28 protein-coding genes are annotated in these 24,352 nt (G+C 53.2%); 7 read left to right on the top strand and 21 right to left on the bottom strand.

The window, feature by feature from the left end; all coding sequences use genetic code 11:
• Position 1: 1 nt before the first annotated feature.
• The 7 genes from ACNSOI_RS14565 to ACNSOI_RS14595 all read right to left on the bottom strand — a co-directional run bounded on the left by ACNSOI_RS14565 (position 2) and on the right by ACNSOI_RS14595 (position 3,839).
• Positions 2–571, bottom strand: a complete 570-nt coding sequence (locus ACNSOI_RS14565; protein WP_138437040.1) for a DJ-1/PfpI family protein — start codon at positions 569–571, stop codon at positions 2–4.
• Positions 572–669: 98 nt separating this feature from the next.
• On the bottom strand, positions 670–1,107 hold the full coding sequence (locus ACNSOI_RS14570; protein ID WP_420194355.1) for a type II CAAX prenyl endopeptidase Rce1 family protein: 438 nt from the start codon (positions 1,105–1,107) through the stop codon (positions 670–672).
• Between the two features lie 146 nt (positions 1,108–1,253).
• A complete protein-coding gene (locus tag ACNSOI_RS14575) occupies positions 1,254–1,526 on the bottom strand; it encodes a hypothetical protein (protein WP_420194356.1) in 273 nt (90 codons plus the stop codon).
• 8 nt (positions 1,527–1,534) lie between these two features.
• Positions 1,535–1,804, bottom strand: coding sequence for a DUF4124 domain-containing protein (locus ACNSOI_RS14580; protein ID WP_420194357.1), 270 nt, complete (start codon positions 1,802–1,804; stop codon positions 1,535–1,537).
• A gap of 33 nt (positions 1,805–1,837) precedes the next feature.
• Positions 1,838–2,488 carry a DUF1294 domain-containing protein gene (locus tag ACNSOI_RS14585; RefSeq protein ID WP_420194358.1) on the bottom strand — a complete coding sequence of 217 codons (651 nt, stop codon included), beginning with the start codon at positions 2,486–2,488 and terminating at the stop codon, positions 1,838–1,840.
• A 209-nt stretch (positions 2,489–2,697) separates the two neighbouring features.
• Positions 2,698–3,111 (bottom strand): type VII toxin-antitoxin system MntA family adenylyltransferase antitoxin, encoded by a 414-nt coding sequence (mntA, locus tag ACNSOI_RS14590; RefSeq protein ID WP_420194359.1) that lies wholly within the window; start codon positions 3,109–3,111, stop codon positions 2,698–2,700.
• Positions 3,112–3,200: 89 nt separating this feature from the next.
• A complete protein-coding gene (locus tag ACNSOI_RS14595; protein WP_420194360.1) occupies positions 3,201–3,839 on the bottom strand; it encodes an ankyrin repeat domain-containing protein in 639 nt (212 codons plus the stop codon).
• Between the two features lie 135 nt (positions 3,840–3,974).
• On the opposite strand from ACNSOI_RS14595, the gene ACNSOI_RS14600 reads away from it, so the two are divergent.
• Positions 3,975–4,601: a hypothetical protein gene (locus ACNSOI_RS14600; protein WP_420194361.1), complete on the top strand. Its 627-nt coding sequence runs from the start codon at positions 3,975–3,977 to the stop codon at positions 4,599–4,601.
• Positions 4,602–4,633: 32 nt separating this feature from the next.
• The gene (locus ACNSOI_RS14605; protein WP_420194362.1) at positions 4,634–5,179 is read left to right on the top strand and encodes a nucleoside 2-deoxyribosyltransferase; all 546 of its coding nucleotides are present in this window, start codon (positions 4,634–4,636) and stop codon (positions 5,177–5,179) included.
• A gap of 68 nt (positions 5,180–5,247) precedes the next feature.
• On the opposite strand, the gene ACNSOI_RS14610 is transcribed toward ACNSOI_RS14605, so the two are convergent.
• The 9 genes from ACNSOI_RS14610 to trxC all read right to left on the bottom strand — a co-directional run bounded on the left by ACNSOI_RS14610 (position 5,248) and on the right by trxC (position 14,442).
• Positions 5,248–6,354, bottom strand: a complete 1,107-nt coding sequence (locus ACNSOI_RS14610; RefSeq protein WP_420194363.1) for a histone deacetylase — start codon at positions 6,352–6,354, stop codon at positions 5,248–5,250.
• 162 nt (positions 6,355–6,516) lie between these two features.
• The gene (locus ACNSOI_RS14615) at positions 6,517–6,945 is read right to left on the bottom strand and encodes an organic hydroperoxide resistance protein (protein WP_420194364.1); all 429 of its coding nucleotides are present in this window, start codon (positions 6,943–6,945) and stop codon (positions 6,517–6,519) included.
• A 107-nt stretch (positions 6,946–7,052) separates the two neighbouring features.
• Positions 7,053–7,502 carry a MarR family winged helix-turn-helix transcriptional regulator gene (locus ACNSOI_RS14620; RefSeq protein WP_106694841.1) on the bottom strand — a complete coding sequence of 150 codons (450 nt, stop codon included), beginning with the start codon at positions 7,500–7,502 and terminating at the stop codon, positions 7,053–7,055.
• A 496-nt stretch (positions 7,503–7,998) separates the two neighbouring features.
• Entirely contained in the window at positions 7,999–9,315 is a 1,317-nt protein-coding gene (locus ACNSOI_RS14625; RefSeq protein ID WP_420194365.1) for a ferric reductase-like transmembrane domain-containing protein, read from the bottom strand.
• Positions 9,316–9,374: 59 nt separating this feature from the next.
• Complete coding sequence (locus ACNSOI_RS14630) at positions 9,375–9,791, bottom strand: hypothetical protein (RefSeq protein ID WP_420194366.1); 417 nt, start codon at positions 9,789–9,791, stop codon at positions 9,375–9,377.
• 318 nt (positions 9,792–10,109) lie between these two features.
• The gene (locus ACNSOI_RS14635) at positions 10,110–10,901 is read right to left on the bottom strand and encodes a substrate-binding periplasmic protein (RefSeq protein WP_420194367.1); all 792 of its coding nucleotides are present in this window, start codon (positions 10,899–10,901) and stop codon (positions 10,110–10,112) included.
• A gap of 177 nt (positions 10,902–11,078) precedes the next feature.
• On the bottom strand, positions 11,079–12,572 hold the full coding sequence (locus ACNSOI_RS14640; protein ID WP_420194368.1) for a hypothetical protein: 1,494 nt from the start codon (positions 12,570–12,572) through the stop codon (positions 11,079–11,081).
• 144 nt (positions 12,573–12,716) lie between these two features.
• A complete protein-coding gene (locus ACNSOI_RS14645) occupies positions 12,717–13,910 on the bottom strand; it encodes a M24 family metallopeptidase (RefSeq protein ID WP_420194369.1) in 1,194 nt (397 codons plus the stop codon).
• A 91-nt stretch (positions 13,911–14,001) separates the two neighbouring features.
• A complete protein-coding gene (gene trxC / locus ACNSOI_RS14650) occupies positions 14,002–14,442 on the bottom strand; it encodes a thioredoxin TrxC (protein WP_420194370.1) in 441 nt (146 codons plus the stop codon).
• 235 nt (positions 14,443–14,677) lie between these two features.
• Here trxC and ACNSOI_RS14655 point away from each other — a divergent pair, with 235 nt between their 5' ends.
• The 4 genes from ACNSOI_RS14655 to ACNSOI_RS14670 all read left to right on the top strand — a co-directional run bounded on the left by ACNSOI_RS14655 (position 14,678) and on the right by ACNSOI_RS14670 (position 18,587).
• Entirely contained in the window at positions 14,678–14,947 is a 270-nt protein-coding gene (locus ACNSOI_RS14655) for a retropepsin-like aspartic protease family protein (protein ID WP_420194371.1), read from the top strand.
• A 118-nt stretch (positions 14,948–15,065) separates the two neighbouring features.
• On the top strand, positions 15,066–16,550 hold the full coding sequence (locus ACNSOI_RS14660; protein ID WP_420194372.1) for a hypothetical protein: 1,485 nt from the start codon (positions 15,066–15,068) through the stop codon (positions 16,548–16,550).
• The gene (locus tag ACNSOI_RS14665; protein ID WP_420194373.1) at positions 16,547–17,587 is read left to right on the top strand and encodes a succinylglutamate desuccinylase; all 1,041 of its coding nucleotides are present in this window, start codon (positions 16,547–16,549) and stop codon (positions 17,585–17,587) included. Before ACNSOI_RS14660 ends, ACNSOI_RS14665 begins: the two co-directional genes overlap by 4 nt.
• 199 nt (positions 17,588–17,786) lie before the next feature.
• Positions 17,787–18,587, top strand: a complete 801-nt coding sequence (locus ACNSOI_RS14670) for an AraC family transcriptional regulator (RefSeq protein WP_420194374.1) — start codon at positions 17,787–17,789, stop codon at positions 18,585–18,587.
• Here the strand turns inward: ACNSOI_RS14670 and ACNSOI_RS14675 are convergent.
• A complete protein-coding gene (locus ACNSOI_RS14675; RefSeq protein ID WP_420194375.1) occupies positions 18,579–19,211 on the bottom strand; it encodes a LysE family translocator in 633 nt (210 codons plus the stop codon). The two genes, ACNSOI_RS14670 and ACNSOI_RS14675, sit on opposite strands and share 9 nt — an antisense overlap.
• A gap of 518 nt (positions 19,212–19,729) precedes the next feature.
• On the opposite strand from ACNSOI_RS14675, the gene ACNSOI_RS14680 reads away from it, so the two are divergent.
• Complete coding sequence (locus ACNSOI_RS14680; protein WP_420194376.1) at positions 19,730–20,185, top strand: hypothetical protein; 456 nt, start codon at positions 19,730–19,732, stop codon at positions 20,183–20,185.
• 70 nt (positions 20,186–20,255) lie between these two features.
• Here ACNSOI_RS14680 and ACNSOI_RS14685 read toward each other — a convergent pair whose 3' ends face one another.
• The 4 genes from ACNSOI_RS14685 to ACNSOI_RS14700 form a co-directional block, all read right to left on the bottom strand.
• On the bottom strand, positions 20,256–20,960 hold the full coding sequence (locus ACNSOI_RS14685) for an SDR family NAD(P)-dependent oxidoreductase (protein WP_420194377.1): 705 nt from the start codon (positions 20,958–20,960) through the stop codon (positions 20,256–20,258).
• Positions 20,961–21,103: 143 nt separating this feature from the next.
• On the bottom strand, positions 21,104–21,943 hold the full coding sequence (locus ACNSOI_RS14690; RefSeq protein WP_420194378.1) for a helix-turn-helix transcriptional regulator: 840 nt from the start codon (positions 21,941–21,943) through the stop codon (positions 21,104–21,106).
• A 204-nt stretch (positions 21,944–22,147) separates the two neighbouring features.
• Positions 22,148–22,822, bottom strand: coding sequence for a 4'-phosphopantetheinyl transferase family protein (locus ACNSOI_RS14695; RefSeq protein WP_420194379.1), 675 nt, complete (start codon positions 22,820–22,822; stop codon positions 22,148–22,150).
• Positions 22,823–22,855: 33 nt separating this feature from the next.
• The gene (locus ACNSOI_RS14700; protein WP_420194380.1) at positions 22,856–24,340 is read right to left on the bottom strand and encodes a hypothetical protein; all 1,485 of its coding nucleotides are present in this window, start codon (positions 24,338–24,340) and stop codon (positions 22,856–22,858) included.
• Positions 24,341–24,352: the final 12 nt, after the last annotated feature.

The following is a 24,352-nucleotide window of genomic DNA, read 5'->3' on the forward strand; positions in this document are numbered from 1 at the left end:
GTTACTGATCCAGCAACTTGAAGAACTGCGCAAGCCAGGCCGGATGGGCAGGCCACGCAGGTGCTGTTACCAGATTAGCATCGGTGACCGCCTGATCAACCTCGATACTGGCGAAGGTGCCACCTGCGAGCTCAACCTCTGGTTGGCAGGCCGGATAGGCAGAGCATTTACGGCCCTCCAGAACCCCTGCTGCGGCCAGCAACTGAGCACCGTGGCAGATCGCCGCCACCGGCTTGTTGGCTTCAAAGAAATGGCGAACCAGCTTCTGCACATCCTGGTTAAGCCGCAGATACTCCGGAGCACGGCCGCCGGGCACCACCAGCGCGTCATAGTCGGCGGGGTCCAGTCCTTCAAAATCCGCATTCAGCGCAAACCGATGGCCGGGCTTCTCAGTGTAGGTCTGGTCACCCTCAAAATCGTGAATCGCCGTGGCGACCGTGTCGCCTGCTTTCTTGTCGGGGCAGACGGCGTGAACCGTATGGCCAACGGCCTGCAGTGCCTGGAACGGCACCATGGTTTCGTAGTCCTCGGTGAAATCACCGGTAATCATCAGAATCTTTTTCCCGCTCATGGCTGTCTCCTTGTGTTTGTATTGCCAGGTCAGGAAACATTAGCAGCGGTGGTGTCGGGGCGGGTATTAAGGGGTTACTACAGGTCTTAAAGCGGCAATCACAGCTCCAGCATCAGATTCCTGCCCCCAAGAAAAAGCACCCAAACCGTTACCGCAGCCCAGTGAATAATCACCGGAACCCAGATAGAGCGGGAAACGACGTAGGCCCAACCACAGGTAACTCCCATAGCGCACACGATAATCAGAAACCATGGGTCCAGGAAAAGAGGAACGGCCGTCGGGTTAAACAACAGCGCATTGAAGGGATGCCACGCAACAAAAACCAGCGTGCTGATTGCCACACTCCAAGCAGCCTTTCCAGGCCCTGAGGACAATACATTTCGCGGTATCAGTAAGCCCCTGAAGAAGACTTCTTCAAGCAGAGACGGGAAAACAAACAACAGGATGGGCAGCACCGGAGTGATCGGCGAATCCAGCCAACCGAATTGAAACAAGCCGGCGCCGAAACCGACGGAGACCGCGATAACGGCAAACACCGGCACAAGCGCCCAGGCACTCAACGAAGCCCGAAAAGGAGAAGCCAGAAAGCTCTGGCCCAAGTTGTCACGGAAGTATTCTACTATGTGCTTTGGCGCCATAGGATTATCTGCATGGAGCGGACCAACAGGAGCATGCGCCAGGACTACCGCATGTCGGGATAGCGCGGTTTCTTAACGGACTCGCATTCCTCAAAGGCATACCCCCTGGTACCACCGCCCTTGATCTGGTACTTGCCGAAACACGCCATACTTTCCCTATACCGCTGCATCTCCGCCTCATAATTGGCCATACGCTGCTCACGGGTCAGGCGCCCCTGACCCGGCTTCACCTCCTGCGGCAGGGTAGACACATTCTGCTGCGCGGGTACTTGCTCTGACTCATCCAAGCGCTCTTTTTCCCGTCGCTGCTCACCCAACTCTCCTGCTACGCGTCGCAACGATCAGCACGAGCTTCAGCCTGGCGCTGTTCTTCAGCAGAAGGTATGCGAACTGAAAGGTCGACAGACTCTCCTGACTGCTTGTGTTGTTCCGGAATGCGGTCTCCGAAGTGAACGTTGCCAGCATCATCAACCCATTTATAAACTTCAGCAGAGGCTGGTGGCAAAGGGGAGATAAAGAACACGCAAAACGGTAACATCGTCCTGCGAAACCACATAACAAAGTTCCTTTTTTGGCTTCTTGATATCTTCACCATAGCAAAAGGGAGATTGTTTAGCGTAATGCCCGCCTACCAGATTAGCGGCCGCAAAGACTTGGACAAATCAAAGCCCAATTGCTGCCGCAACCCCATCGCCTCCGGAGCCACAAGCAACCAGCCCAACGCGCCCAGATTGGCCAGCACCGCCAACCAGAACACAAACTGATAACTGCCTTTCCGCGTTTTGTGGCAGAAAACCTGCTGCGCCATGAGTGCACCGGGCCAACCGCAGCAGAGCTCAAAGAAGTGCAGCGTTTTCTCAGCGGTGCGCTGGGCTCCTCGCTGGGCAGCCTTTTTGTCAATCCAGTACATGACAAACAAAACCAGACTCGCCCCGCCGTAGGCGGCGGGGATCGAGACCGGCAGATAACCTTGATAGAACAGGCCAGCGAGCAGACTGAAAAACACCAGCACGACAACAGTTGCCACCCAAACTCCCGGCGCAATGTTGGCACCCAGCTTTGCCGCCCCAACGTATTGAAACCGACCAGCCCTCGAACGGCCCTGGTCATCTTTCGTGGTGCTGAATGTCACCTTGCGATTAGCAACCGGCCGGCCCCGGCCTGCATAGCTGCTGATGTGAGCAAACACACGCTCACCGCCACCCTCCGGCGAGATAAAACCAAAACCCTTGGCGTCATTCCAGGCAGTGAGCATTCCTTTCTGATTCAACGCGCTCACAAATACCGCCCGCCAGCCCCAATCCCGACCACAATCAGCCCAAGATCATCACGATACCCAGCGCCTGCATCAGATGGATATGCCAAACCCATAAAGCCCCCCCAAATGTGTTTCGACTAACCCTCTACGTCGCGATTAAATCCGAAAACACTCTGGCAAAGGCCCGAAAATCGCCGAGGTGCTTATTCTGAGGGATTCCAGCTTCTGTGCTACGAGTTGTTCATCCATGCGTTACGCCGACCTTCGAGTATGCGTTTCTGGTAAGGGACAAAGTCTTCATTCTCCATGATGTTTCGATAAATCAGATCACCCCATTGGTGGCGTGTACCGGTCACCTGTATGCCAGTGCTGACAATCTGGTCTAGTAAAGGTTGGCCGGCTGTGCGCAGGTCCACCAAGTCAACGGGGCGATTGAAGGCCAGAGCAATGGCTTCGGTTATGGCAATGCGCTCATCTGCACTCAGTTCTTTGTCAGCCTGAACCGCGACATCAATATCACTGTCTGGCCGGGCTGTTCCTCGGGCCATGGAGCCAAAGAGAGCGGCAACCCGGATTTGAGGAAACCTGGCCATTAACTCACTGAGCTTCTCGGTATCGGGATGTTTGACTGCATTAGGGACCATGATGTTCGCCTGGGTGGTTTACTTTTGAGTGTATCAGAAAGCATTCACACAGGTGGTATGGCTACACAATAGTGGGTCAACCAGCCGACCTACCTCTGCGGGCGCCTATCAGCTTCAAGCTCTGCCAGAATAGTCTGATAAAATTCGGAATTCCGGGATTCCAAAAACACCGCAAACTCAAAAGCGTTAAAGCCATGATAGTCCTTCCCCGGACTATCAATCGGCCGGCTTGGATCCGCCCCCAACTCCAGAAGGGCGCGGAGATAACCCACATCGGCGTAAAGCACGGCCTCATGCACTGGTGCCAGCCCGTTGTGGTAGCCGTTCAACGGCTCTCCTCTTGCGGCAAAGTGTCGAAGTAACGCATAGCCACGGCGCGTCATGATGGACTCAGCATCGTGCCTATCCAAAGAGGCGCCTACGAAATTGACCAGAGGTTGCGAACAGCCACCCATCGCCGTCATCGCTTTACCGCAGCGTTCATAGGGCCAGTCGAAATTGGTGAGAAGCCAGTAGGCCACTGCAGGCCGAATAGCCAGACTATTGAAATCCGAGGGGCTCCAGGGCACTTCTTCGGGGTCAAGAAGCGCTATGACTGTCAGCCCCCAGGCATCGGAACCGAAAGCCCAGGTGCGATAGAACATCGGGTATAGCGTCAGGGCAATCACCAGGCACCCGCCACATAGGGTGAGCGCCTTTTTGTGGCCCAGGAAATATTTGATAAGCACTTTGCTCCTCCTTGAGCATTTTTTGTTTTGGGGGTTAGCTCTCTCTGCCAAAGGTATGCTGTGCTACGCACAAGCATTTGGTACGATACCCCCGCTTGCGTAAGGACTACGCGGCCTGACTGTAAGGGATTATGTATGAAAAGAACTGGCCTTAAATCCAGCATGAATCGGCACCAAAAAGTCCTGTGCGTCATTCTGCTGCCAATGGTCATCCTCTCAGTACCTCAGATATTCGGCCCTGAAAACTTCTTACCCAATCCAGAGGTCGCGACGATCGCTCTATACCTATCGGCATTTGTCGTCATCGTGGTATCGCTTTGGGCCGGGTACCTGCTTCACACGGGAAAGATCACTCCGGATCCCCAATGGCATTCATTTGGCCTTGGCAAAAAATGCCTCACCTTCATAGGTTGCCCCTTGTTGCTCTGGATGATGTGCCACTTATCCTTCGGTTACACGATCCCGCGCATCTGGACGATGCTGAGTAGTGAGACAATAACGGTAGCATACCAAGTCACAAAATACCGTGGCGGTGGTCGCCACTCGTGCACCTATCAACTTGAAAATGATCAACTGGACCGAATGTATTTCCAAATCTGCGTGCCCAGAGATTTCTGGTATCGTTTGCCAGACGGCCCGTTCATCGCAATGTTCAAAGTTGAGCAATCGCCTGTAGGAATGACATTCAAAGGGACTCGAGAAGACTGGATTGAACTAAACTTACCAACAAACTCATCCAGCGATCGGTCGGCTCAGCTCTAAAGGTCCACGCCGAATGGACAGACAAGACTCACATGCCAAAACCAAACCGCATCTACTTAGCCGGCCCGGAAGTCTTCTTCCCGGCAGAGGAACACCAAGCCATCGTGGCCGAGAAAAAACGCCTGCTCCGGGACGCAGGATTCGAGGGCGTCGACCCGCTAGACACAGCGCTGACGTTTTCAGACAAAGAGGCAAAACCGGAGCGCGGCCACCGGATATACCAGGCCAACCGAGAACTAATGGACAGCTGCGACGCCATCATTGCCAACCTCACACCCTTTCGCGGCATCAGCGCCGATCCGGGTACCGTGTTTGAGGTGGGTTACATGATCGGCCAGGGCAAGCCCGCGTTCGGGTTCACCCTGGACAGCCGGCTTTATCAGCAACGGGCAGGTGCAACCTTCCAGGACGACTTGGGCCATACCATTGAGGATTTCGAGATGAGCGATAACATGATGGTTGAGGGGGGAATCCGCGAATCCGGTGGCCAGCTGTTCGTGGCACAGCAATCCGGCGAGCACCGATTTTTCTCGACGGAGGTGTTTAGCCGCTGCGTAAGAGCACTCGCCCATGCCTGAACAGACTCTGGCAAGCCCAAGCCCTGGCGGGCTGTTAACGGCGCGACACTACGGGCCCTCCACAACAACTACCCTTCAAGATCCTCAAAGGCCGAGCGATGAAACTCCGCCGCTTGCTCCGCCTCTCTTACACCCACTTCCCGTATTTCGGGAGCATCGCCGCCTGCCAAGGTCTCCAGCACCGCATGAACGCCTTTGGAGAGCGAGGTCAGGTTGTAGCCGCCTTCCAGAACCATGGCCAGCCGACCGTCACAATGTTTGTCGGCAATATCCTGAACAATACGGGTAATCGCCCTGAACCCGTCGTAGGTCAGGTTCAGCGCCATATCGTTACGGTGGGGATCAAACCCGGCAGAGACCAGAACAAGGTCTGGCCCGAAGTAATCAGCCGCCGGGATCAATATCTCGCGAAAAACCTTCTCAAAGGCAACGTCACCCGCGGATTCCGGCAGCGGAACGTTGATGGTATAGCCTTCACCCAACCCCTCGCCTACCTCCTCAAGATGACCAGAGCCAGGATAGAACGGCGCCGCACAATGGGTATCGAAGAAAAGCACATCCGGATCAGCCCAGAAAATATCCTGGGTGCCATTACCATGGTGGGCATCCCAGTCGATGATCAGAATCCGTTCACAGCCAAGTTTGGCCTGGGCGTGGGCCGCCGCAATCGCAACATTGTTCAGCAGGCAGAAACCACGGGCCCGCACCGGCTCCGCATGGTGGCCCGGCGGCCGCACCAGTGCAAAAGCACTTTGACACTCCCCCTTCACAACACTGGTTACAGCGGCGATGGCATTCCCAGACGCCGCCGTGGCAGCGCTGATGCTATCCGGCGACACCGCCGTTGTATCCTTGTCCAGCCAGGCCCGTTTACCCGCCATGGAAAAAAGATGGTCCAAGTACGAAGTGGTATGCACTCGCGCCAACTGTTCGTAGGTGGCAGGGGCCGCCCCACTATCAAACCGCACACCGTTTATCGGATTCTCATCCAGGTATGCTTTGATGGCAGCCAGGCGGCCCGGATGTTCCGGATAACTCCACTTGAAATTGAGCCCCTGGAGAATCGACCTCACGCGCTTTTCCACCCGGCTGGGCATAAAAGGCAGATCCACCTCCGGGTTGTGCCCGAGCATCACTTCGTCATAAAACACCTTTACGCTGCGATCGCCGATCATGCCCTTTCGTTCTCCTTTAAAACAGGCTCCCTCCGGAACGCATCTGCTCTACTCACTCAACAAAGCTTAGTCGCTTAAGGCGCCCGGCACCCCCTTAAAGTCGCTCAACGTGAATCTGAAACCTGGCGACGGCGTGAATGCTTGCGCCGCAAGCCTGACGAATCAGGCGACGCGGGTAAGCGTTACGTCAATGTTGCCACGAGTGGCGTTCGAATACGGGCACACCTTATGAGCTTCATCAATCAGCTTTCGTGCTTGGGCGTCGTCCATGCCCGGCAGCGAGATTTTCAGCTCCACTTCAATGCCGAAGCCGGCCGGGATCTGGCCGATGCCCACTTCGCCCTCGATGGAAGCATCTTCCGGCAAAGGCAACTTGTCGCGACCGGCAACAAACTTCATTGCACCAATAAAACAGGCCGAATAGCCAGCAGCGAACAGCTGTTCAGGATTAGTGCCCTTGCCGCCTGCGCCACCCAGTTCTTTCGGGGTTGTCAGTTCAACGTCCAACACCCCGTCTGAGGAAATGGCCCGGCCATCACGGCCGCCAGTGGCTTCAGCAGAGGCACGATAAAGCACTTTTTCAATGGACATAAGCAATACTCCGTCTCGGTTTAAAATGAATTCAACAACAACTTATCGCACAAATGTTTTGCGCGCAAGTTATATTAATGCAACTACGTAGTGCAGGATTTGCGAGTTTAAAGTGACGGTTTCAGGTGGCTGCGCAATTTGATTAACTGCCGTTTGAGTTCCATCAAGTCAGGCAGGGGCTGACCGCTGGCCTCTACAATACAACCGGGAATGGCCCGGGCCTTATCCTTAAGCGCTCGACCCTGTGGGGTGAGATGGAGTTCAACCACCCGCTCATCATCGGTGCGGCGCTTACGCGTTAGCAGCTTATCCGCTTCGAGCCTTTTTAGCAGCGGCGTCATTGACCCGGGATCTGTCAGCATCCGCTTGCTGATATGGCTGACGGTAATGCCATCCTCTTCCCACAGCACAAGCATGGCCAGATACTGTGGATAGGTCAGGTTCAGTGCCTTTAGCAGCGGTTTGTAGGTTTTGGTCATCATCAGCGACGTGGAATACAGAGCAAAGCACAGCTGGTTATCCAGCAACAGCTCTGAACAGGAATCGTCGTTCGCCATCGGATGCTCCGGTAGTGAGGTAACAAGGTGGCCGCGCGTTTAATCAGCGCACAAATTAAGTGTACACAAGTTTATAACCAACCTGCATCGAAAAACCGTAGGGGTTATTTTGTTCGCGGAGTTCTCGGTGCCCGCGAGCAAAGATGGACCGCGATGTGGGCCCGGCAACAGCGCTGCAGGCGTCCAGAAAACGGCTAAGGCATGGCCAACACCTGGGTTGCCTCGAAATCCAGATAGTTGGGATTGCGCTTGTCACCCATCCCGAAGCGCCCCGACATCCGGATGCGGGCGACTGTCGCGAGCGGCGTACCGGGAGCCGCCAGCCCGACAACGCCAGCCCGGTCAGAATCAGCAATCCAAGCACTAAAGCAGTCACAGTCACTCTATTACATCCTCAATAAGCCCGAGCAGTCCAAACTGTCCAAGCGCAGCATTTTCTCATCGCTGCGTGCGAGCGCTCTCCCAACACTGAACCTACAAGGCGAAGCCTTCCAGATCAGTCATAGTTAAACCGCTCCGACAGAATCCGACGAGCGGGCGTGCCCCGCTTGATCAGGTGGCTCTCAACTACATCCATCATGACGTTCGGCCCGCACATCACAAAGGCCCAATCCCGGAACTCGCCCACAGCAAAAACGCGGTCTATCAATGGCCCATCGATGACGCCGATCTCTCCCTGCCAGCCCTCAGGCGGTTCAGACAGCACATACACGATGTTCTCCGCTCCCAGCGTCTCGTCTAGCTCCTTACGATAGGCGACCTGATCAATAATCCGGTTTCCGTAGATCAACTTCACCCTGCGGGGGTCACCGGTCAGGCGCAATTGCCTGAGTATGCTCAACAGGGGTGAGAGGCCAACCCCACCAGCGATAAGCGCAATACCGGGCTCCTGCCGGCCATCGACAGTGAGATTGCCATAAGGGCCGTCCAGATAGGCGACGGTGCCAGGCTCTATTTCGCCAATGGTTTGCGTGAAATCGCCGAGCTCCTTGATCATGAAAGAAACCTCCGGACCGGCCGCCGGCGCTGAGGCAATGGAAAACGGGTTTTCCTTCATCGAGAAAGGGCTGTGACCCACATTCAGCCAAACGAATTGCCCTGCCTGGTATTCGAGGCCATCGTGGCCGTCGGGCAACACCGTCACTTGCCACTGTTTAGGCGTTAACCGAACAACCTCCGTCACCCGCCAGGGGCGCGCTTTCTGCCGCCAGGGAACCACCTGGTACACCATCAGCAGCGAGCCAACCGCCACCCCCGTCATAACCAGCCACACCCAGGTCATCACCGGATGCGACCCGTAACGCCCGCCATATACCGTATGGTGCAGCAGCAAAACCGCAATCAGGAGCGCGCCCAGCCCATGCAAAAGGCGCCATGTCTCGTATCGGTAACCCAACTGGGCACGCCCGATCGCCATAACCACAAGACCTGTCAGCAGCAACCAGGCAACAATGCCTGGCGCTAGCGCGAAGAAATCGGTCGTGAGGGTCAACTGGCGCGTTGGGTCCCATGGGCGCTGACCACCGGCCAGCGTTCCCTGGTAAAGAAACGGGTGCACCAACGCCAAGACCAGCGCGATGCGCGCCATGGTCTGGTGGAACCGCATGGTCACATCCATGCCCACGCCATTTGAAATGGCCTTGAAGCGGCCGGAGAGAATGAACTCCACGAGGATCATCGAAAAAGCGAGAATGCCAAGGGCTGAGGCCAGTTCCTGGTGGAACTGGCGCGGCGGCCCGCCGAGCCATACCGACAGAACTAACGGCAGGGTAACGGCAGCAAAGTAAGCAACGATCAGAACGAGCGGCTTCATCCCATCAGTCTTGTCCACATCCTCTGGCTACGCAATCTGCGCCTGCCGCAAGGCCCGGATCAGACCCGCCGCTCAATGGCCTTGAGCAACGAACTGAAAGATTTAAAGAAATGGGTTTTATCGAGAACTACCTTATGGACTACCAGCACGCATTTGTAAAAGTTGAGGGCGAACTTGCAATCCTGCTCTGCAACGGCTGCGGCATCAAGCTCGCAGAGGGCACCAAACACGAGGACCGTGAGCACTACTGTGCTATGTGTATGAGCGGAAACTGCAAAGCAAAATTCAAGAAAGGCGGATAAAAAACGCGAAAAGAGCTGCGCCGAAAATAAGCACAGCACCATGAACCACCAGGTTCCTCCGGGTAGTTGGAGCAGGCTTTGGCGGGAAGCTGAAGTAATCCTCACCAAACAACCCAACGCCGCAGCTCTCACAGTAATTCTTAGAGTAAGAAACCCGCAACGCAGATGGCTCAAACTTCTTCCGACAGCTGTAACAACTGGGTTTAAACATGTCGGGTCCGGGTCAGTTCTTATTGAGAGTGGAATTACCGTCGATCCCGGTGGCCAAATCCGGCGTTTTTCCAAAGTACTCCATCGACACTAACGGGTAGCCATGGAAGCCCTTCTTAACCTGCTTGGCAATACGCTTTTTCGCTTTATCCACGTGCATAGTCGGGCTTGTCGCTGCTTTTGTTATCAGGGTGCCACATGAACACCTATTAGATACTATTTGCCCATTCTATGCCGTTAAATTCACCAGAAAATAGATCTGTCCCCGATACGGTTTTCGCACTATCGATAGTTTTCGATCAAAGTGTTCCGATGTGACTGGAACTCAGTGCTCTGCATGACCGCATCAACCTGATCGATCACCTCCATAGCGAACGGCAGCTTCCGCGAAACGCCAATGTGGAAAGGGATCTGGGAATTGGGAATGAAATCAACCTTCCGAACTTTCAGCTTGTTAGAGTAGCCAAGCTGTTGAGCGGTGAATCGTGCATCTTCAGCAGGCTGCACCATAAAATCCCCTGCCTTACGCAGCATTAGTAGGTGCATCATCGTATTCAGGTGCGAGCCCGACACACGCGCCAGATAGCCGGGAATATTGTCATCTTCCCATTTAGAGCCCCTCTCGACGATCACAGTCAGTCCGGACAAGTCAGCAAAGCTGGTCGCCGATTCAATCACATCGACATTGGGGTTTTCAGCCGAGTAAACCAGATGGCCGAAGTCCTGCGTGAAGAGCGGCAAAGCTGAAAAGATCGCATAGCCCTGCCGCTCTTTCGACGGATAGGTAAGAAGTCCATCGGTAATGCCCTGCCTGACGTTGTACTGCGCCCTTGACCAGGGCAACACCACATTTTCCGTGGTGTAGTCCGGTATAAAACTGAAAGTCAGCTGAACCAAATCCGGAAACAGCCCAACAGCCCTCTCGTCCGATGACGAACTATAAGGTGGAGATGCTTCGCTGAAAGCGAATGTCAGCTTGCAGCTTCCCGCCGCGACACTGGGAAGTGCCGGCAATATAACCAGGAACACAAGGCACAACCGCGTCGCCAATTCTTGTAAGAGATGCTTATTCACCAAGTTATCTCCGGTTCTACTGCTTTCCAAAGACGGCTGTATAACGGCTGACTCTTGCTGATACTGAACCGCTTTTCCGAACTGGCCAGACAGACAGTTCAGTAATCCCTCCAACCACATGATTTTCGCTCAACTACCGCAACCCCACTTTGTGTAGCTATGGAAGTATGCGTTGCATCAGTTATCTTCGGGGTTCTCGCCAACAACCATAAGCCGGTATAACTCGGCCACGGTCGCAGCCATTCTGCTGTCAAAAATCCCTTCCTCAGTGTCTCCGCCGTGGCCGTACAAAACACGCTCCGATACAGAAAAAATCCAATACCCCTTGCTGTAGCGAATATCGTCAGGAGACCCGGAAGTAATCACAACTTTTCCCCGCCGCGGCGTTCCCGGATCAAGCCAGCTAAAAAAACGGAACTCGGCGGGCTCAAATCTATCATGCAGTCTTATCAGTTGCTGGCCTCTTTCTTGTGTCAGAACATCCTGAAAAAAATCATCAATGGCTGTCTCGGAAATCAGGCCGTCTTCGTTTTCAGTGGCCAGCGCCAGTGCCCGGCGACCTTCAACGGTTCCGTGCATTAGGTCCTCGGCGCGCCGATGGTAAAATTCATACATCTGCTCCCTGCGCGAACCACGGAATAATCTGTTAGCGCGTTTTGCGGCATATTGATCTTGCAGGGCGTTCCGGGACTCGCCCAGAGCGATTTCGATCTCTCGAGCTGTGTCCAGATAATGCGTAACCCTGTCCGGATCATAAACAGCCGCTTCTACCGAGAAGAAATTGGCCGTAGGGAATGCATGGCGAATCGCAAGATCATTTCTTGCCCCCAGCGAGGCGATGACCGGCCGGTCACTGTCCAGCAACTGCTCTTGCAGTTGCCGTGAGCTGTCCCGATCCGAGGCAGGGTTTATCAATATAGCCAAGGTGCTTTTCAATAGAGAATTAGAGTCACCATCGGCAAGAGCGGCCCGTTCAAGAATCCGCCCTCCTAGCGAATGCCCCATTAAAACAGTATCGACATTATGATCAGCGGCGTAGTCAGCAATCTGACTAACCGCTTGCCGAAAGTCATCAGCGTCGCCAATCGCGTCGGCAACGTTCTGCCGGCCAGAGTAGGAAAGCTGATGCAGAATCGTGCCTAGCAGGGGAATTCTGGGTTCTACCGATTGGCCACGCCATCCAAGGTAAAGCCCGATGATCGGCGCATCTGAAAATGGAGACTGGTGCTGTATTGTTTCAAGAAAACCGTTGAAATTTCGAAGATTTCCGCCCTCCGGATAGGCGTTATACTTCCAGCCATGGATGTAGATAAAGAGATACCCAGGCTGATTGAGAGCCGAAATTCGCTCCCTGATACCTTCCAGCGGACGCTCGTCCAATAAGCCGCCGTCTTCCTGGAACTCCAGCACGAATAAGTCAGGATTGAACTCGTGCTGGGAGTAATCGTGCGGAGTTTCGTAGCCCGTGTAGCCACCATCGCCCCAATATTGCCGTTCGGGTATTGTTTTTACGCAACCCGAAACGGCCAGCAGTACAAATGGGAAAAAGATCCAGAAATATTGGAATGCATTGGTCGTCCCAATGGCTTCTCGGTGATTCCAATTGCGCCTTCTATCGGTTTGGCCCGGCCCGTATTGCCGGGCGTACGCGGATAGGGTTAGATAGGACATCCCAACACTCCCATTTCACCAGTCTCTAGAAAATTCTGGGCCCCGTATGTAACTCAGACCCAAAATCCGATACCTCCCGTACCAGAAAACAACACAAACCAGCAGATAGCCAGCCACACCTGCTAGGACTTCACAAAAAGTGAACTACAGGCCAACCCGTTCATTGACCTGCCAATCATTGTCGGTGATGGCTACACCACCCTTGGCAGTGACCTGTACTGTGTCACTGAGGCCAATCCCCCACTCCCCAGGCAGGCGAAGACACAGGGGGAGGTGGAAAACCATGTTTTCCTCAAAGCGGCGGGTGAGACCGCGGGCGATGTAGCCGGTGCCTTCAACCCAGCTGGGAGGGAACTGCGCTCCTACTGAGTAGCCAAATACGCCAGAGAAAAATACTCGATCCGCATAGGGTGCCAGGGCCGCCTCGGCAGCCCGTGCTGCATCATCAAAGGTATTACCCGGGCACATAGTTTCTTTCAGGGCGGTATAGAGGCTTTGGCACACTTCCGCGATCTGGTGCATCTGAGCCGTGGCTCTGCCCGCCACAGCGGTGCGCATCATCGGCGCGGTATAGCGCTGATAAACTGAACCAAATTCAAGGAAAACCGGATCCCCTGCCTCAATAACGGTGCGTTTATGATTGACGTGTATCACGCTGCTGCGCTGACCGCAGGTCACGATCGGCTGCAGGCTCATGAACTCGCTGCCCGCCGCGAGCAGTGCACGAGCACCCTCGGCAGCCACCTCATTGTCGGTGATGCCGGGCTCAATAATAGCTTCGGCAGCTCGTAGCCCGATTGCGGTGATGCGTGCGCTCTCGCGCAGGCAGTTCAGCTCGGCTTCGCTCTTGACCAGACGCTGACTATCCAGCAATGCGCCGCCATCATAGTGAAAGCGTGCCTTACCCAGACGGTTTAACAGGGGTTGAATGATGGCGTAGCGCAAACCGGCAGAGTTCGCATCCAGGCCTATGTGCTGGCAGGGTGACAGCAAGGCCAGTAAAGGCTCGATGACTTCACTGATATCTTCCCAGCGGTAACCAATGATTTCGTCTACCCTTGCGGTAACAACAGCCGGCCCGGTCTCAATCGACGGTACCTGCAGGACGATACGTTCGGCCGTGACCAGCAACGCGGTATGCACGGAGACCTCAAAGGTGTGATAGCCGGTCAGGTAGAAAATATCGGCAGGATCGGTCAACAGCAGGGCATCACGTCCGGCTTCAGTCATCAGGGCCCGGGTACGTGCTAAACGGAGACTTAATTCATCTGCCGGAAAGGGTAGCTCGCTGCCTTCCAGGGTGTCGGCTAAAGCCTGGCGGTAAGCGTGGAAATCCATAGTAGTCTCCAGAATCAATAAGGGACTACCTGAGTGTAGGCATAAAACGCCCTGCCCCTAAACCAGGATAATCGTTGAAAGAGCTTGAAGCCTACCGAATCCCCTTCGATTGCAGCCACTGGCTGATCTGCGCCTGATTCATGGCACCGCTCTGACGAGCCACTTCCCGGCCATTCTGGAACAGGATCATGGTGGGTATGCTGCGAATACCAAACTGCCCGGCCGGTCCCGGTGACTGTTCGGTGTTCAGCTTTGCAAAGCGCACTTTACCCCGCCAGGCTTTCGCCGCCTGCTCGAACTGAGGCGCCATCGCCTTACAAGGCCCGCACCAACTGGCCCAGAAATCCACCACTACCGGCACATCGCTGCGCCCGGTGTGTGCCGCAAACGTCTGCTCCGTAAGATCCAGCAGCTGGTCTGGCCAAAGTGCCTGTTTGCACGCGCCGCAGTTACCACCGGCGGACAGCTTGTCGGCCGGCACGCGATTCACTTTGTGGCAATGGGGACACACAAGATGTCGGATGTCAGTCATGATAGGTCGGCCTATGATTCATCAGATGGTTGAATTAATCGGGTCAAATGGCCGGAAATCAAGCGGCGAGCCGAGACCCTCTGCGCCTGCTGTAATTCACGCCAGAATGATTCGACTGATGGAATTGATTGAGAAACATGGAAGGTTATGCTCGGGAAGGCGATCAAACTACCGCCGAGCGAGTGGCCAAGGTAGTATTGGAACAACCTGCCCATGCCCCACAACAAGGAACAGGATGAGCAAACCCGGCATCATTAAACCCGAAATTCGATACCTCCTGTACTTCGCAGTGTTCTGGGTTGTATTGCTCGCCGCTGGTACAGTCAATGTGTGGAGCACGACCATTCAGGAACTCCGCCTGGGCGATATGACATTCTACAATGTACCCGGCACCATCAACCCGGCCATGGATCCCGACATGGTATTGCTGGGAATGAGCGTGCTTGGGCAGCTGAACTTCTCCCAGCAATCGGGTGTTCTAACCCTGAGCCAGGACAATCGTTGATAGGGGGTTAAGGCCCCCGGAAGACGTCTTCATATCGCTTTTCTCCTTCGGTCAGTCACTCGCGCACCCCTCATTTCCGCTACTATCAAAGTAAGCCAGTGCTAGAGACACAGCCGCTATGGGACTGTCGATAAAACAATCGGAATTTACGCCGGAAGAATTTGACCGCTTTGCCGCCAAGGTGCGAACGGACCTGACCGCACTCACCCGCCTTCTAAACCGGCCAGGCTTTGGTGAGGGAGAATCTTCCATTGGTGCCGAGGTCGAGTTCTACATCGTAAACCCGGACCTGCGCGTTCAGCCGATCAACACAGACATAGCCGCCAGCGTTCAGGACCCACAACTGACCGTTGAACTCAACCGCTTCAACCTTGAATACAACCTCAGCCCCCAGGCCTTCAAGGGTGCCCCCTTTGCCAGAACCGAGCAGGAACTGCTTAGGGCCATGCAGCGAATCAACCGGCACGCCGCCCCATTGAATGGCGAACTGGTGCCCATCGGCATTCTACCCACCTTGCGCCAGTCCGATATGGGCGCGAAAGTGATGACCGACGAACCCCGCTACCATGCGCTATCCAACGCCTTGATCCAGCAACGGGGCGAGCCCTTCAGCATACATATCGGTGGCAACGACGTCATCGACCTGGAAGCGGACGACGTCACCATGGAAGGGGCGACCACCTCGTTCCAGCTGCACTGGCGCGTTCCAGCCGAGCGCTTTGCCGACTATTTCAACGCCGTGCAGCTGGTGACGCCCATTGCGCTGGCTCTGGCCAGCAATTCGCCCAGCCTGTTCGGCCACCACCTCTGGGACGAAACCCGTATCGCCCTGTTCAAACAATCCGTCGACAGCCGCTCGCCCAACCACAGAACCTGGAAACACCCGCCACGGGTTTATTACGGCAACGGCTGGGCACGCAGCGCCTGGGAGCTGTTTGCCGCCTCGGCCTCCCTGTATCCCCCCATCCTGCCATTGATGTCCGAAGAAGACCCGATGGCGGTGATTGATCGGGGAGAGGTACCGGAACTGGCCGAACTGCGACTGCACCATGGGACTACGTGGCCCTGGAACCGGGCCATTTTTGATCACACAGACGGCGGCCATCTGCGCATCGAGATTCGGTCCATGCCGGCCGGGCCAACAGCCGTGGATATGTGCGCGAACGGGCTGTTCATCATCGGGGCGGCGTTGGCGGTGCTCGAGGATATCCGTCACCTGACGTCGATACTTCCCTTTCACTACACCGAACACAATTTCTATCGTGCCGCCAAATACGGCATCGGTGCAGACATCATCTGGCCCCACAAAGACCAGGTACAGTTACAGGATACACCCCTGTTGAACGTTGCCCGTGACCTGCTGCCGCGCGCCCGGGAAGCCTTGCAACGAACCGCCGTGGACGAGGCGGAGATCCAGCGCCTGCTCGGCATCATCAAAGGCCGCATACAAACCCGGATGACCGGCGCCCGATGGCAGCGACAGGTCACGGAGTCTTTTTTCCGGTCCCAGACTACCGACGAGGCGTTCAAGAGTATGCTGTCTCTATACATGGCCAATCAGAAGACAAACACACCCGTGCACGAATGGACCCTGTCACCATGAGCCGCTCGAACACCCTGGATTATCTCAACAACCCCTCACCCCAGACCCTGGGCCGCTCGCCCCTGGAGTGGCTGGACCGGCTGCAACGGCCCACGGTGGTTCGCGTTGCTGGCCGCGACCCTTCCAGAACCCGGGCCATGGCAACCCTGCTTCACGGCAACGAACCCTCAGGGCTGTTCGCGATTCACCGATGGCTACTGGAGCAGCACACCCCGGAGGTCAACCTGCTGTTCCTTCTGGGCGGCGTCCACCCCGCGAAAACCCCGCCGGTATTGTCACTGCGCCAAGTGCCAGGCGGACGTGACCTGAACCGGTGCTTCAAAGAACCGTTTGAAGGCGAGGAAGGCGCCATTGCCCAGGCTATGCTGGCCGAGCTTCAGACCGCCAACCCCGAGTGCCTGCTGGATGTGCACAACACCTCTGGCACCGGCCCTGCCTTCGCCGTGACCATCACCAACGACGCTGCCCACCAAGCGCTGGCATCGCTGTTTACCGACCGGCTGATCATGACGGACCTTCGCCTGGGGGCACTAATGGAATATTCCGAGCAGGAGGTGCCCACCGTCACCATCGAGTGTGGCGGTGCTCAGGATGATCACGCGCACCAACTGGCGTACGAAGGGCTGGTTCGGTATGCCTCACAATCTGACGTGCTATCGCTGGAAAAAGCGGAATGGAACGTTGCGGTGCTGCGAAACCCGATTCGGGTGGAGTTGGCGCCCGATGCGACTATCGAGTACCGGTTAACGCCCAGTGGGCAGGCAGACCTCACCTTTCCGCCCGACATCGAACACCGCAATTTCGGGATTGTGTCGCCGGACGAGCCTCTCGGATGGGTTGGGCAAAAAGGCCTGGACGTTCTCACGGCGATCAGCCACAACCGGACTGAGAACATGGAACAGGTGCTTCAAATCAGGGATGGGCGAATCTACCCTGCCCAGGCCCTCAAGACCTTCATGATCACCACCAACCCGGTGATTGCGAAGAGCGATTGCCTGTTCTATGCCGTCAAGGCCACGGGCGATCCCATTTTTTAGATGCCGGCACCTATTTCAGGTAAAGCCACCCACCGATGGGCCTTATGGGCCAATGAGCCATAGCTATAGCTGGTGGCAGTGAAAGCGCAACCTATCCCCTCCCAACAGTGACATGGTAAGCTTTCTCAACTCCAGGTATGGCATGTCGAGACATGCGCAAAGGACTGAAGAGCGAGTAAAAATTCTAGGAGAATTACTGGTGAGTATCGGAATTGAGGATTTTTATGTTGGTGAAGATATTGAGTGCTCAAGAGTATGCGCCATCAGCACCTCCTACCCGAAACACACGCATGAAGAGTATATTATTTCAGCAAACCTTAAAGGAATAGAACGCATTTGGGTTGACAACAAGGATTATGTTGTGCCGGCAGGATATGTCACTGTATACAACCCAATGGCGATACAATCCTCACAATTCTGTAGCGATGGTGTCGAATTCATCAGTCTACACATAAATCCGGAAACAATTAAAAAGGTCGCGATTGACAATAATATTGTTCACAGAGACTCTTATCCATTACTGCAACAGGGCGCCTTAAAAAACGAACAAATCTTCAGGGCTATACAAGAGTGCTATTCAACTGCACGAAGTTCTAGTGAGCACAAGGAAGAGTCAATTCTTTGGCTGCTAGCCACACTATTAGAAGAAGATAAGCCTGTTACTGGGCGCAAAAGGCACTCGGTTAATATGGCAATAAACAACATGAAAGATTGCCTTGATGGTAAGATCGACCTTTCATCCCTTGCATCGTCAGTCGGACTCAGCAAGTACCATTTTGTTAGAGTGTTCCGTCAGGAGGTCGGAATTGCACCAGTGCAATATCATATGCAACTGAGGCTCATTGAGGCCCGAAGAATGATTAGAGACGGAATTAAACCAATCGATGTGATGGCCGATCTAGGATTCTATGACCAAAGCCACTTTATTAATACGTTTAGAAAGGTCATGGCTATGACACCTGACCTTTACTCTAGATCACAAGAAATCAAACTATCCTAGAAACTCTGCATAACCTGTAATAATGACGTACCCCGCAAAATAAGCAAAAATGGCAGCTGAAGCATAGTATGAGTATTTAAGCAGCCTTTCCCCCAGCACCCTTCCTCCTTGACTAGCGACGAAACAGAGTACACCAGCCCAGAATATACCAGCAGCAAAGAAGCCCGTTAGGAAAAGAGAGGCACTTTGGAAACCTTGATCGCCAGACCGTGAAATAATGACTCCACCCACTGCAGCAAACCACAGTATTGCAGTGGGAGAGGACATCGCCAAGAATACACCTTTCGAAAAATCTTGAAGATAACTTGACGATGTACCGTTTTCCTCAATCTCTACGGAATGACTTTCAACGACGGCAGAGCGAAGCATCTTATATGTGAAGTACAAAAGAATTACCGAGCCTCCGACCCAAAGAGTCCATCGAACAGACTCATACTGCAACAAGGCAGCCATACCGAAAAGAGCCAAAACGGCATAAATTAAATCGCCGATACACGTACCAACACCGAGGGAGAAGCCTTGGAAGTATCCTCGCTGCATGGCTAAGGTAATCATTGCAACATTCGCTATGCCAATATCGAGGCATAAGGAAAGGCTCAGCAGGAAGCCATTAAAAAATTCCATTTAGACCTCCCTTATTCGGTGTTCTTATTAGCTCTGAGCATGTCAGTTAAAACAAGAGTTTCATTTATCAAGGCTCTCGCGGTGTTACTACGAGTTCCCGTGAAATCCAGTGGAAGCACATGAACGTCGTATTTAGTAGCGCGTGGCCAGAATTTGGTAGTGTTCATCTATCATCCCCGTTTAATAGATTTTTAGTACATTCTCGGCATTCATGTCATAACAGTATTGGAAAAAATTGCTCTCTTTTAGTAATTAATTTTTGATATATCAGATATTGATTAGAGCATAGGCCAGCGCTATAAATCCGGGACCGGTATTTAAGTAATGGAGCTTTCCTTTTGCAGAAGATTGTTTCGATGCGGCGGGCTTTCTCACGGCCGACCAACACACAAGGCGGCTGAAAAGTTAACGCGGCAATTCGTATTGGAATTGGACTGCTTCAGTTCGCAAGGTAAAAGACGCTGACTGAGCGAGGGCGAAACCCGGACAGATCTGCTTTTTCTGGTAAGGTTTAATATATGCAACAATGTATCCGGGAAGACGCCAGCCTGACACTCGCAAGGGAAGGCAACGATCAAGAACTCGCAACGAGCTTCGCAACTATTGCGGGGCGTACGTCTGAGGAAGCACGGGAGGGTACCGTTCTCGAAGCCTGTATACAGCATGGCAATCGGTACCTTTTATTTCTGACCGACGACATCCCCTTCGAAGATTCGCTCCACATCCACTTGTTGGATGAAGACCTCGACAGAATCGATACAGTGACACTCGGCGCACCCTACACCACCGGGCACTTTCGTAACCTGAAATGCGAGGACTCCAGTGGGATCACTTTTGAGTTTTTCGGGGATTGTGTATGGAAAATCGTGGTGTTGCCGAAAAAGCGGCTGCGGCTCCCTTTTTTTTCGGGGCAGAAGGGTGTTTCTTGGCAGAAGGGGTGGTTTCACGTTCTGGAGCTTAGAGACAGAAAATAGACCTGCCCCAGTTTCCGGAGAGTGTTGGTAGTGACTGATACTAGCTTTGAGGTCTCCCGATAATGCTGAATCATGACAATAGTCTCCCTCCATCGACGTCAAGCACTGTTCCGGTTACAAATTCGTTTTCAAGCAAGAATAAGATTCCATGAGCACATTCCTCTGGCGTACCGGGCCGGGGAATAAGATTTCCCGCGGTAAATTTTTTGTAGTGCTCGATCCTTTCTGCGCCTTTCTTCTGTAGGATTGGAGTGTCAATCAAGCCAGGGCATAGCGCGTTTATACGACGTGGTACGATCTCCTTGGCGACACCGCGGACCATTGCCTCTATCGCTGCACCTACCGACGAAAGCGCCACCTGGCCGGGATCGCAGCGTCTTGCAGGAGACCCACTGACCAGAACAATTGCGCCACTTTCACGTAGCCATTCGATTCCATGCCGCACCACATGGGCATAGCCCCATAGCTTGGCGAAAGACCCCCGGTAACTGTCCATATCCATTTCTGGAAAGCATGAGAGAGTCCGGGAACCTCCTGTAGCGGAACTGATGATGATATCTAGAGGACCGATTTTGGCAAAGGTCGCTCGCACGGCGTCTTCATCGCAAACATCGCAGTTGAAACGACGGATAGTTTCAGGCAGGGTTGTCAAGGCCTCTGCGTTTCTACTTACGACGTACACCTCGGCTCCTTGATCCGCCAAGGCAATTGAAGTCGCTCGTCCAATACCCGATGTTCCGCCGAAAACGACAGCTTTTTTTTTGTTCAAGTTCATGCATTAAGTCCATTTCTAGAGAGAGTCTCTCAGTGTTGTGGGCTAAACACCTTAGATGAAATAACATACTTTTATGCCAAACCTCGCGCAGATAGCCCCTTTCATAGTCGCAATGTGTCATCCTGTCCAAGGGGAAATTTGCGTCAAAAATTTCGAAGATACTTTCGATATTGTGCTGGAGTTCGGCCGATCCTATCTCGAAAAGCACGGGTCATATGGCTTTGGCTAGAAAAACCGCAATCAACTGTAATTGCTGAGATCGGCATATCCGATCGTAGAAGTCGCTTTGCGCGGGATATTCGACGCTCCGTAATCCAAGCGTGTGGGGGGGCACCACGGACCATACGGAACATCCGATGAAAATGGTATTCGGAAATTCCAACTAGCTCCGCAAGATCTCTAAGATGAATTGTCGTGTGGAGATAGGCCTCAATGTAGTCATCCACCCGACGCAGCATATGAGGTGCAAGACCACCAAGAAGATGTGTCTTGCGCCCTGGGAGAGTCCCAATCAAATCCGCCACCGCGCTTTCTGCACGAAGCACGTTGTCTGACATAGCGGCTCGCGCAAGTTCTGCGAGCGGTTGGGCAATATACGGTTTCTTGACGAAATTTTCTTCGACTAAATCTAGTTCGCGAGCATCACAGTCGTTCACTTCGGAATACATACTACCCAACTTTGCATCCGACAGATAAAGATGTACGAAGCGAAATGGATTGGTAATTTCCCACTCAGAACGCTGTCCTGCGGGCAGAATACAAACTGCTCCGGGCCACCCGGCCGCCTTGCCGGCATCCAGCCGCCGCGTCCCTTCCCCTCCTTTCAGATACAAGCTGAACGTGTGGTTGTGTGGTGCTTCATATCGTATGTGGTCGTTCCGGTTTTCCCAGATTACAACGCTGCATCCCTTGCCAAGACTCATCTTGGCTTCGAGACTCACGGTGCTAGAACGACCAAGGAAATATTCCACTGAATTAGGCATTTCGGCTTCCCTACTCATAAATCCCTTTTAGAGTATTCCAATCAATAGTGCTGGGATCACAAGAACAAAGTAAACAACAGATCTATTGATATACAAAACATTAATCGATCTTTTTCTCAGAGCTCTTTTTTAAGCCCCCTTCGTTGATTGCTTAGTGAGGTGGACCTATTCATCATTGCTTTCTAATTACGGAACGTTTCTTTGTTAACACCAAGCGACGGTTGCTAAATATGACCTAGAGAAACTAAACATTCCCTTGGCTAACTCGTATTCTTGAATCGGCGGTCCAAGTGTTTCGTCAGCTCTTAATGTGAAGGAATTGGTTTTCAAGTCAATAGTACAAGAAACGTCTTTATAGGCCAGAAAGTGCTTGTAAGCTGGGAAGTACGCTTTGAAGCCGGATTCCTTCGCAGAGTATCGCAAGGTATGTGCACAGATGCCATTGGAGGAAAGTCGGTCGTTGGAATAGGAGTTTAAATCGCCGGACGAGGCTTCGATCTCAGTGGCAAGCGCTCCACTGATACGGCCATTCTTCTCAAGGTCCAATCCAACACCCCTAAAGTAATTCGCCGATGCCACAATTGCGACCGCATGGTCGTGAGTATGGGTGATTGCTCCAACTATACCTTTGGGCCAGACGGGATCTCGATGAACTCCTATGGGGATAGCAAGAGGCTCAATGCCAAGCTTCCCAAGAGCTTGACGAGCAGCCTTTCGGCCAGCAAAAAACTCGTATCGACGCTTGTCAACCGCGTTTCTCATCGCCATAATTTCGACTGTATAGGGCGACGTCGAATCGTTAGAGATAGAGACTGAAGCGCAAGCAACGTTAGAAGGCACTATGCTCTCAAAAATAGCTCGAATTTCGCATTGTTCCATAACCGAATCCTCACACATGAGTTAATCCGAGAGTTAAGTCTTCGATAAAGTAGGTAATAAAAACCAACTGCAGGTCTTGTCTAAGGCATTAATGTCTACTTTTCGATTATCTCTAAGGCACTCCCTCTGCCAACGAACTAGTGACCGAAACGCTTCTTTTGGCCTATCATGCTTCAAGTGGCGCTTTATATCATCCGGAGGCGATAGTTCCCCGCCACCGAGTTCTGTGCGACATTGATGTAAAGATTTTAAAAAGCCATCTACTTGCTCAACCAATTGCTGGTTTACGGAGAGCGGCTCCCACATGTCACCACCGACCAATAAAGCCAACCTTAATTTTGAATCAGAGATTCTTTGAATATTACATTCAGCGTGCCCAGTAACGAACAGGTCAATGTCCGGATACTCTACTCCGATATCCATAAGCAGAGAAATAACTGCGGGACCCACTTTTTTCATGGAAGAAGAGCTTGCCACAATTGTCTCAGCACCACAGCTTAGTACTCGATCTATGCACCTATAGATGGCGCTGAATTCGACATTCGCACGCCGAGTTTCTTGTTCTTGCGCAGCGCCAAGGAACTTGCAATTTGTTAAAACAGAAAAACTTCCAGTGTTACTGAAACTAATTGACGCAATAGGGACAGAGCCTAACGATTTATCAGCAACCTTAGCGGCTAGTCCTCTTGCCTGAAGAACCTTGTAAAAAGCTGCTTCAGCCTCGTCCCATTTCAGTCCATCAAAGCGACCAGATCTTGTTATCGTGCCATCTCTGATAACTGGTGGCTGAGGCCAAAAGTTAGGATCATCCGAGGCGTAATCTGGTATCAGAGAGAATTTTATAGGTAGACCCACTTTACGACCGAACTCAAGATCGGCCTGACTGTGTGCGGGATTCACCAACACTGCTCCGGTTCCAAAATCTGCTCTAACCCAATCCGCCGTCCAGACGGGAAGCAAATCTCCCGTCAGCGGATGACGAACGTATTCCCCGGTAAAATGGGAGCCAGTTAAAGGAACGTCGAGGCAACGGGATAAAAACGGGTGAAGACGATGCAGGGCTATGGCGCATGCTGCTGGACTAGGACTCCAGTCAGTGGTGAATACGTCAATTGACGCTTGCTTGTCTTCAGAAACGAATTTGAGAATGACGCCATTTGAAATACGGATCTTTCTCCGTGCTTTATTCCCAAGTGTCTTGGACCAAGCATCCTCCCCTGCTTGAATCCTCTCAATAGCTTCCGAGCTCGGTGTATAGTAAATATCAATCTTTGTCCCATCGTCGACTTGGCGTCTTTGAAGCCAGAGACGATCCGACTGGTACAGTCGGTTTAGCAACTCAAAGGATGATTCAATCTTCCCCTCTTGTACGAAACCCGCCTTTTTTTTAGCGAAGTAACGTGCGACTATCTCCGCTCTTAGATCCCCGAGGTTAAATTCAGAGCAGCCTGGATTTTCAAGAAAGGCAATCACTTTAATAGGTCCCCATATCTCGAAAGTGGGACGAGGTATTATCATCCCACTTCAGCA

This window comes from Marinobacter sp. GH_1 (assembly GCF_048595985.1).
Lineage (GTDB): Bacteria > Pseudomonadota > Gammaproteobacteria > Pseudomonadales > Oleiphilaceae > Marinobacter > Marinobacter shengliensis.

What these genes read in the sequence shown, in the direction of transcription:
- ACNSOI_RS14565 (WP_138437040.1), bottom strand. Translation starts at nt 571, where the DNA reads ATGAGCGGGAAAAAGATTCTGATGATTACCGGTGATTTCACCGAGGAC.
- ACNSOI_RS14605 (WP_420194362.1), top strand. Translation starts at nt 4,634, where the DNA reads ATGCCAAAACCAAACCGCATCTACTTAGCCGGCCCGGAAGTCTTCTTC.
- ACNSOI_RS14660 (WP_420194372.1), top strand. Translation starts at nt 15,066, where the DNA reads ATGGGACTGTCGATAAAACAATCGGAATTTACGCCGGAAGAATTTGAC.
- ACNSOI_RS14655 (WP_420194371.1), top strand. Translation starts at nt 14,678, where the DNA reads ATGAGCAAACCCGGCATCATTAAACCCGAAATTCGATACCTCCTGTAC.
- mntA (WP_420194359.1), bottom strand. Translation starts at nt 3,111, where the DNA reads ATGGTCCCTAATGCAGTCAAACATCCCGATACCGAGAAGCTCAGTGAG.
- ACNSOI_RS14700 (WP_420194380.1), bottom strand. Translation starts at nt 24,340, where the DNA reads ATGATAATACCTCGTCCCACTTTCGAGATATGGGGACCTATTAAAGTG.
- trxC (WP_420194370.1), bottom strand. Translation starts at nt 14,442, where the DNA reads ATGACTGACATCCGACATCTTGTGTGTCCCCATTGCCACAAAGTGAAT.
- ACNSOI_RS14680 (WP_420194376.1), top strand. Translation starts at nt 19,730, where the DNA reads ATGCAACAATGTATCCGGGAAGACGCCAGCCTGACACTCGCAAGGGAA.
- ACNSOI_RS14615 (WP_420194364.1), bottom strand. Translation starts at nt 6,945, where the DNA reads ATGTCCATTGAAAAAGTGCTTTATCGTGCCTCTGCTGAAGCCACTGGC.
- ACNSOI_RS14675 (WP_420194375.1), bottom strand. Translation starts at nt 19,211, where the DNA reads ATGGAATTTTTTAATGGCTTCCTGCTGAGCCTTTCCTTATGCCTCGAT.
- ACNSOI_RS14580 (WP_420194357.1), bottom strand. Translation starts at nt 1,804, where the DNA reads ATGGTGAAGATATCAAGAAGCCAAAAAAGGAACTTTGTTATGTGGTTT.
- ACNSOI_RS14600 (WP_420194361.1), top strand. Translation starts at nt 3,975, where the DNA reads ATGAAAAGAACTGGCCTTAAATCCAGCATGAATCGGCACCAAAAAGTC.
- ACNSOI_RS14695 (WP_420194379.1), bottom strand. Translation starts at nt 22,822, where the DNA reads ATGGAACAATGCGAAATTCGAGCTATTTTTGAGAGCATAGTGCCTTCT.
- ACNSOI_RS14640 (WP_420194368.1), bottom strand. Translation starts at nt 12,572, where the DNA reads ATGTCCTATCTAACCCTATCCGCGTACGCCCGGCAATACGGGCCGGGC.
- ACNSOI_RS14610 (WP_420194363.1), bottom strand. Translation starts at nt 6,354, where the DNA reads ATGATCGGCGATCGCAGCGTAAAGGTGTTTTATGACGAAGTGATGCTC.
- ACNSOI_RS14645 (WP_420194369.1), bottom strand. Translation starts at nt 13,910, where the DNA reads ATGGATTTCCACGCTTACCGCCAGGCTTTAGCCGACACCCTGGAAGGC.
- ACNSOI_RS14690 (WP_420194378.1), bottom strand. Translation starts at nt 21,943, where the DNA reads ATGCCTAATTCAGTGGAATATTTCCTTGGTCGTTCTAGCACCGTGAGT.
- ACNSOI_RS14685 (WP_420194377.1), bottom strand. Translation starts at nt 20,960, where the DNA reads ATGAACTTGAACAAAAAAAAAGCTGTCGTTTTCGGCGGAACATCGGGT.
- ACNSOI_RS14625 (WP_420194365.1), bottom strand. Translation starts at nt 9,315, where the DNA reads ATGAAGCCGCTCGTTCTGATCGTTGCTTACTTTGCTGCCGTTACCCTG.
- ACNSOI_RS14665 (WP_420194373.1), top strand. Translation starts at nt 16,547, where the DNA reads ATGAGCCGCTCGAACACCCTGGATTATCTCAACAACCCCTCACCCCAG.
- ACNSOI_RS14620 (WP_106694841.1), bottom strand. Translation starts at nt 7,502, where the DNA reads ATGGCGAACGACGATTCCTGTTCAGAGCTGTTGCTGGATAACCAGCTG.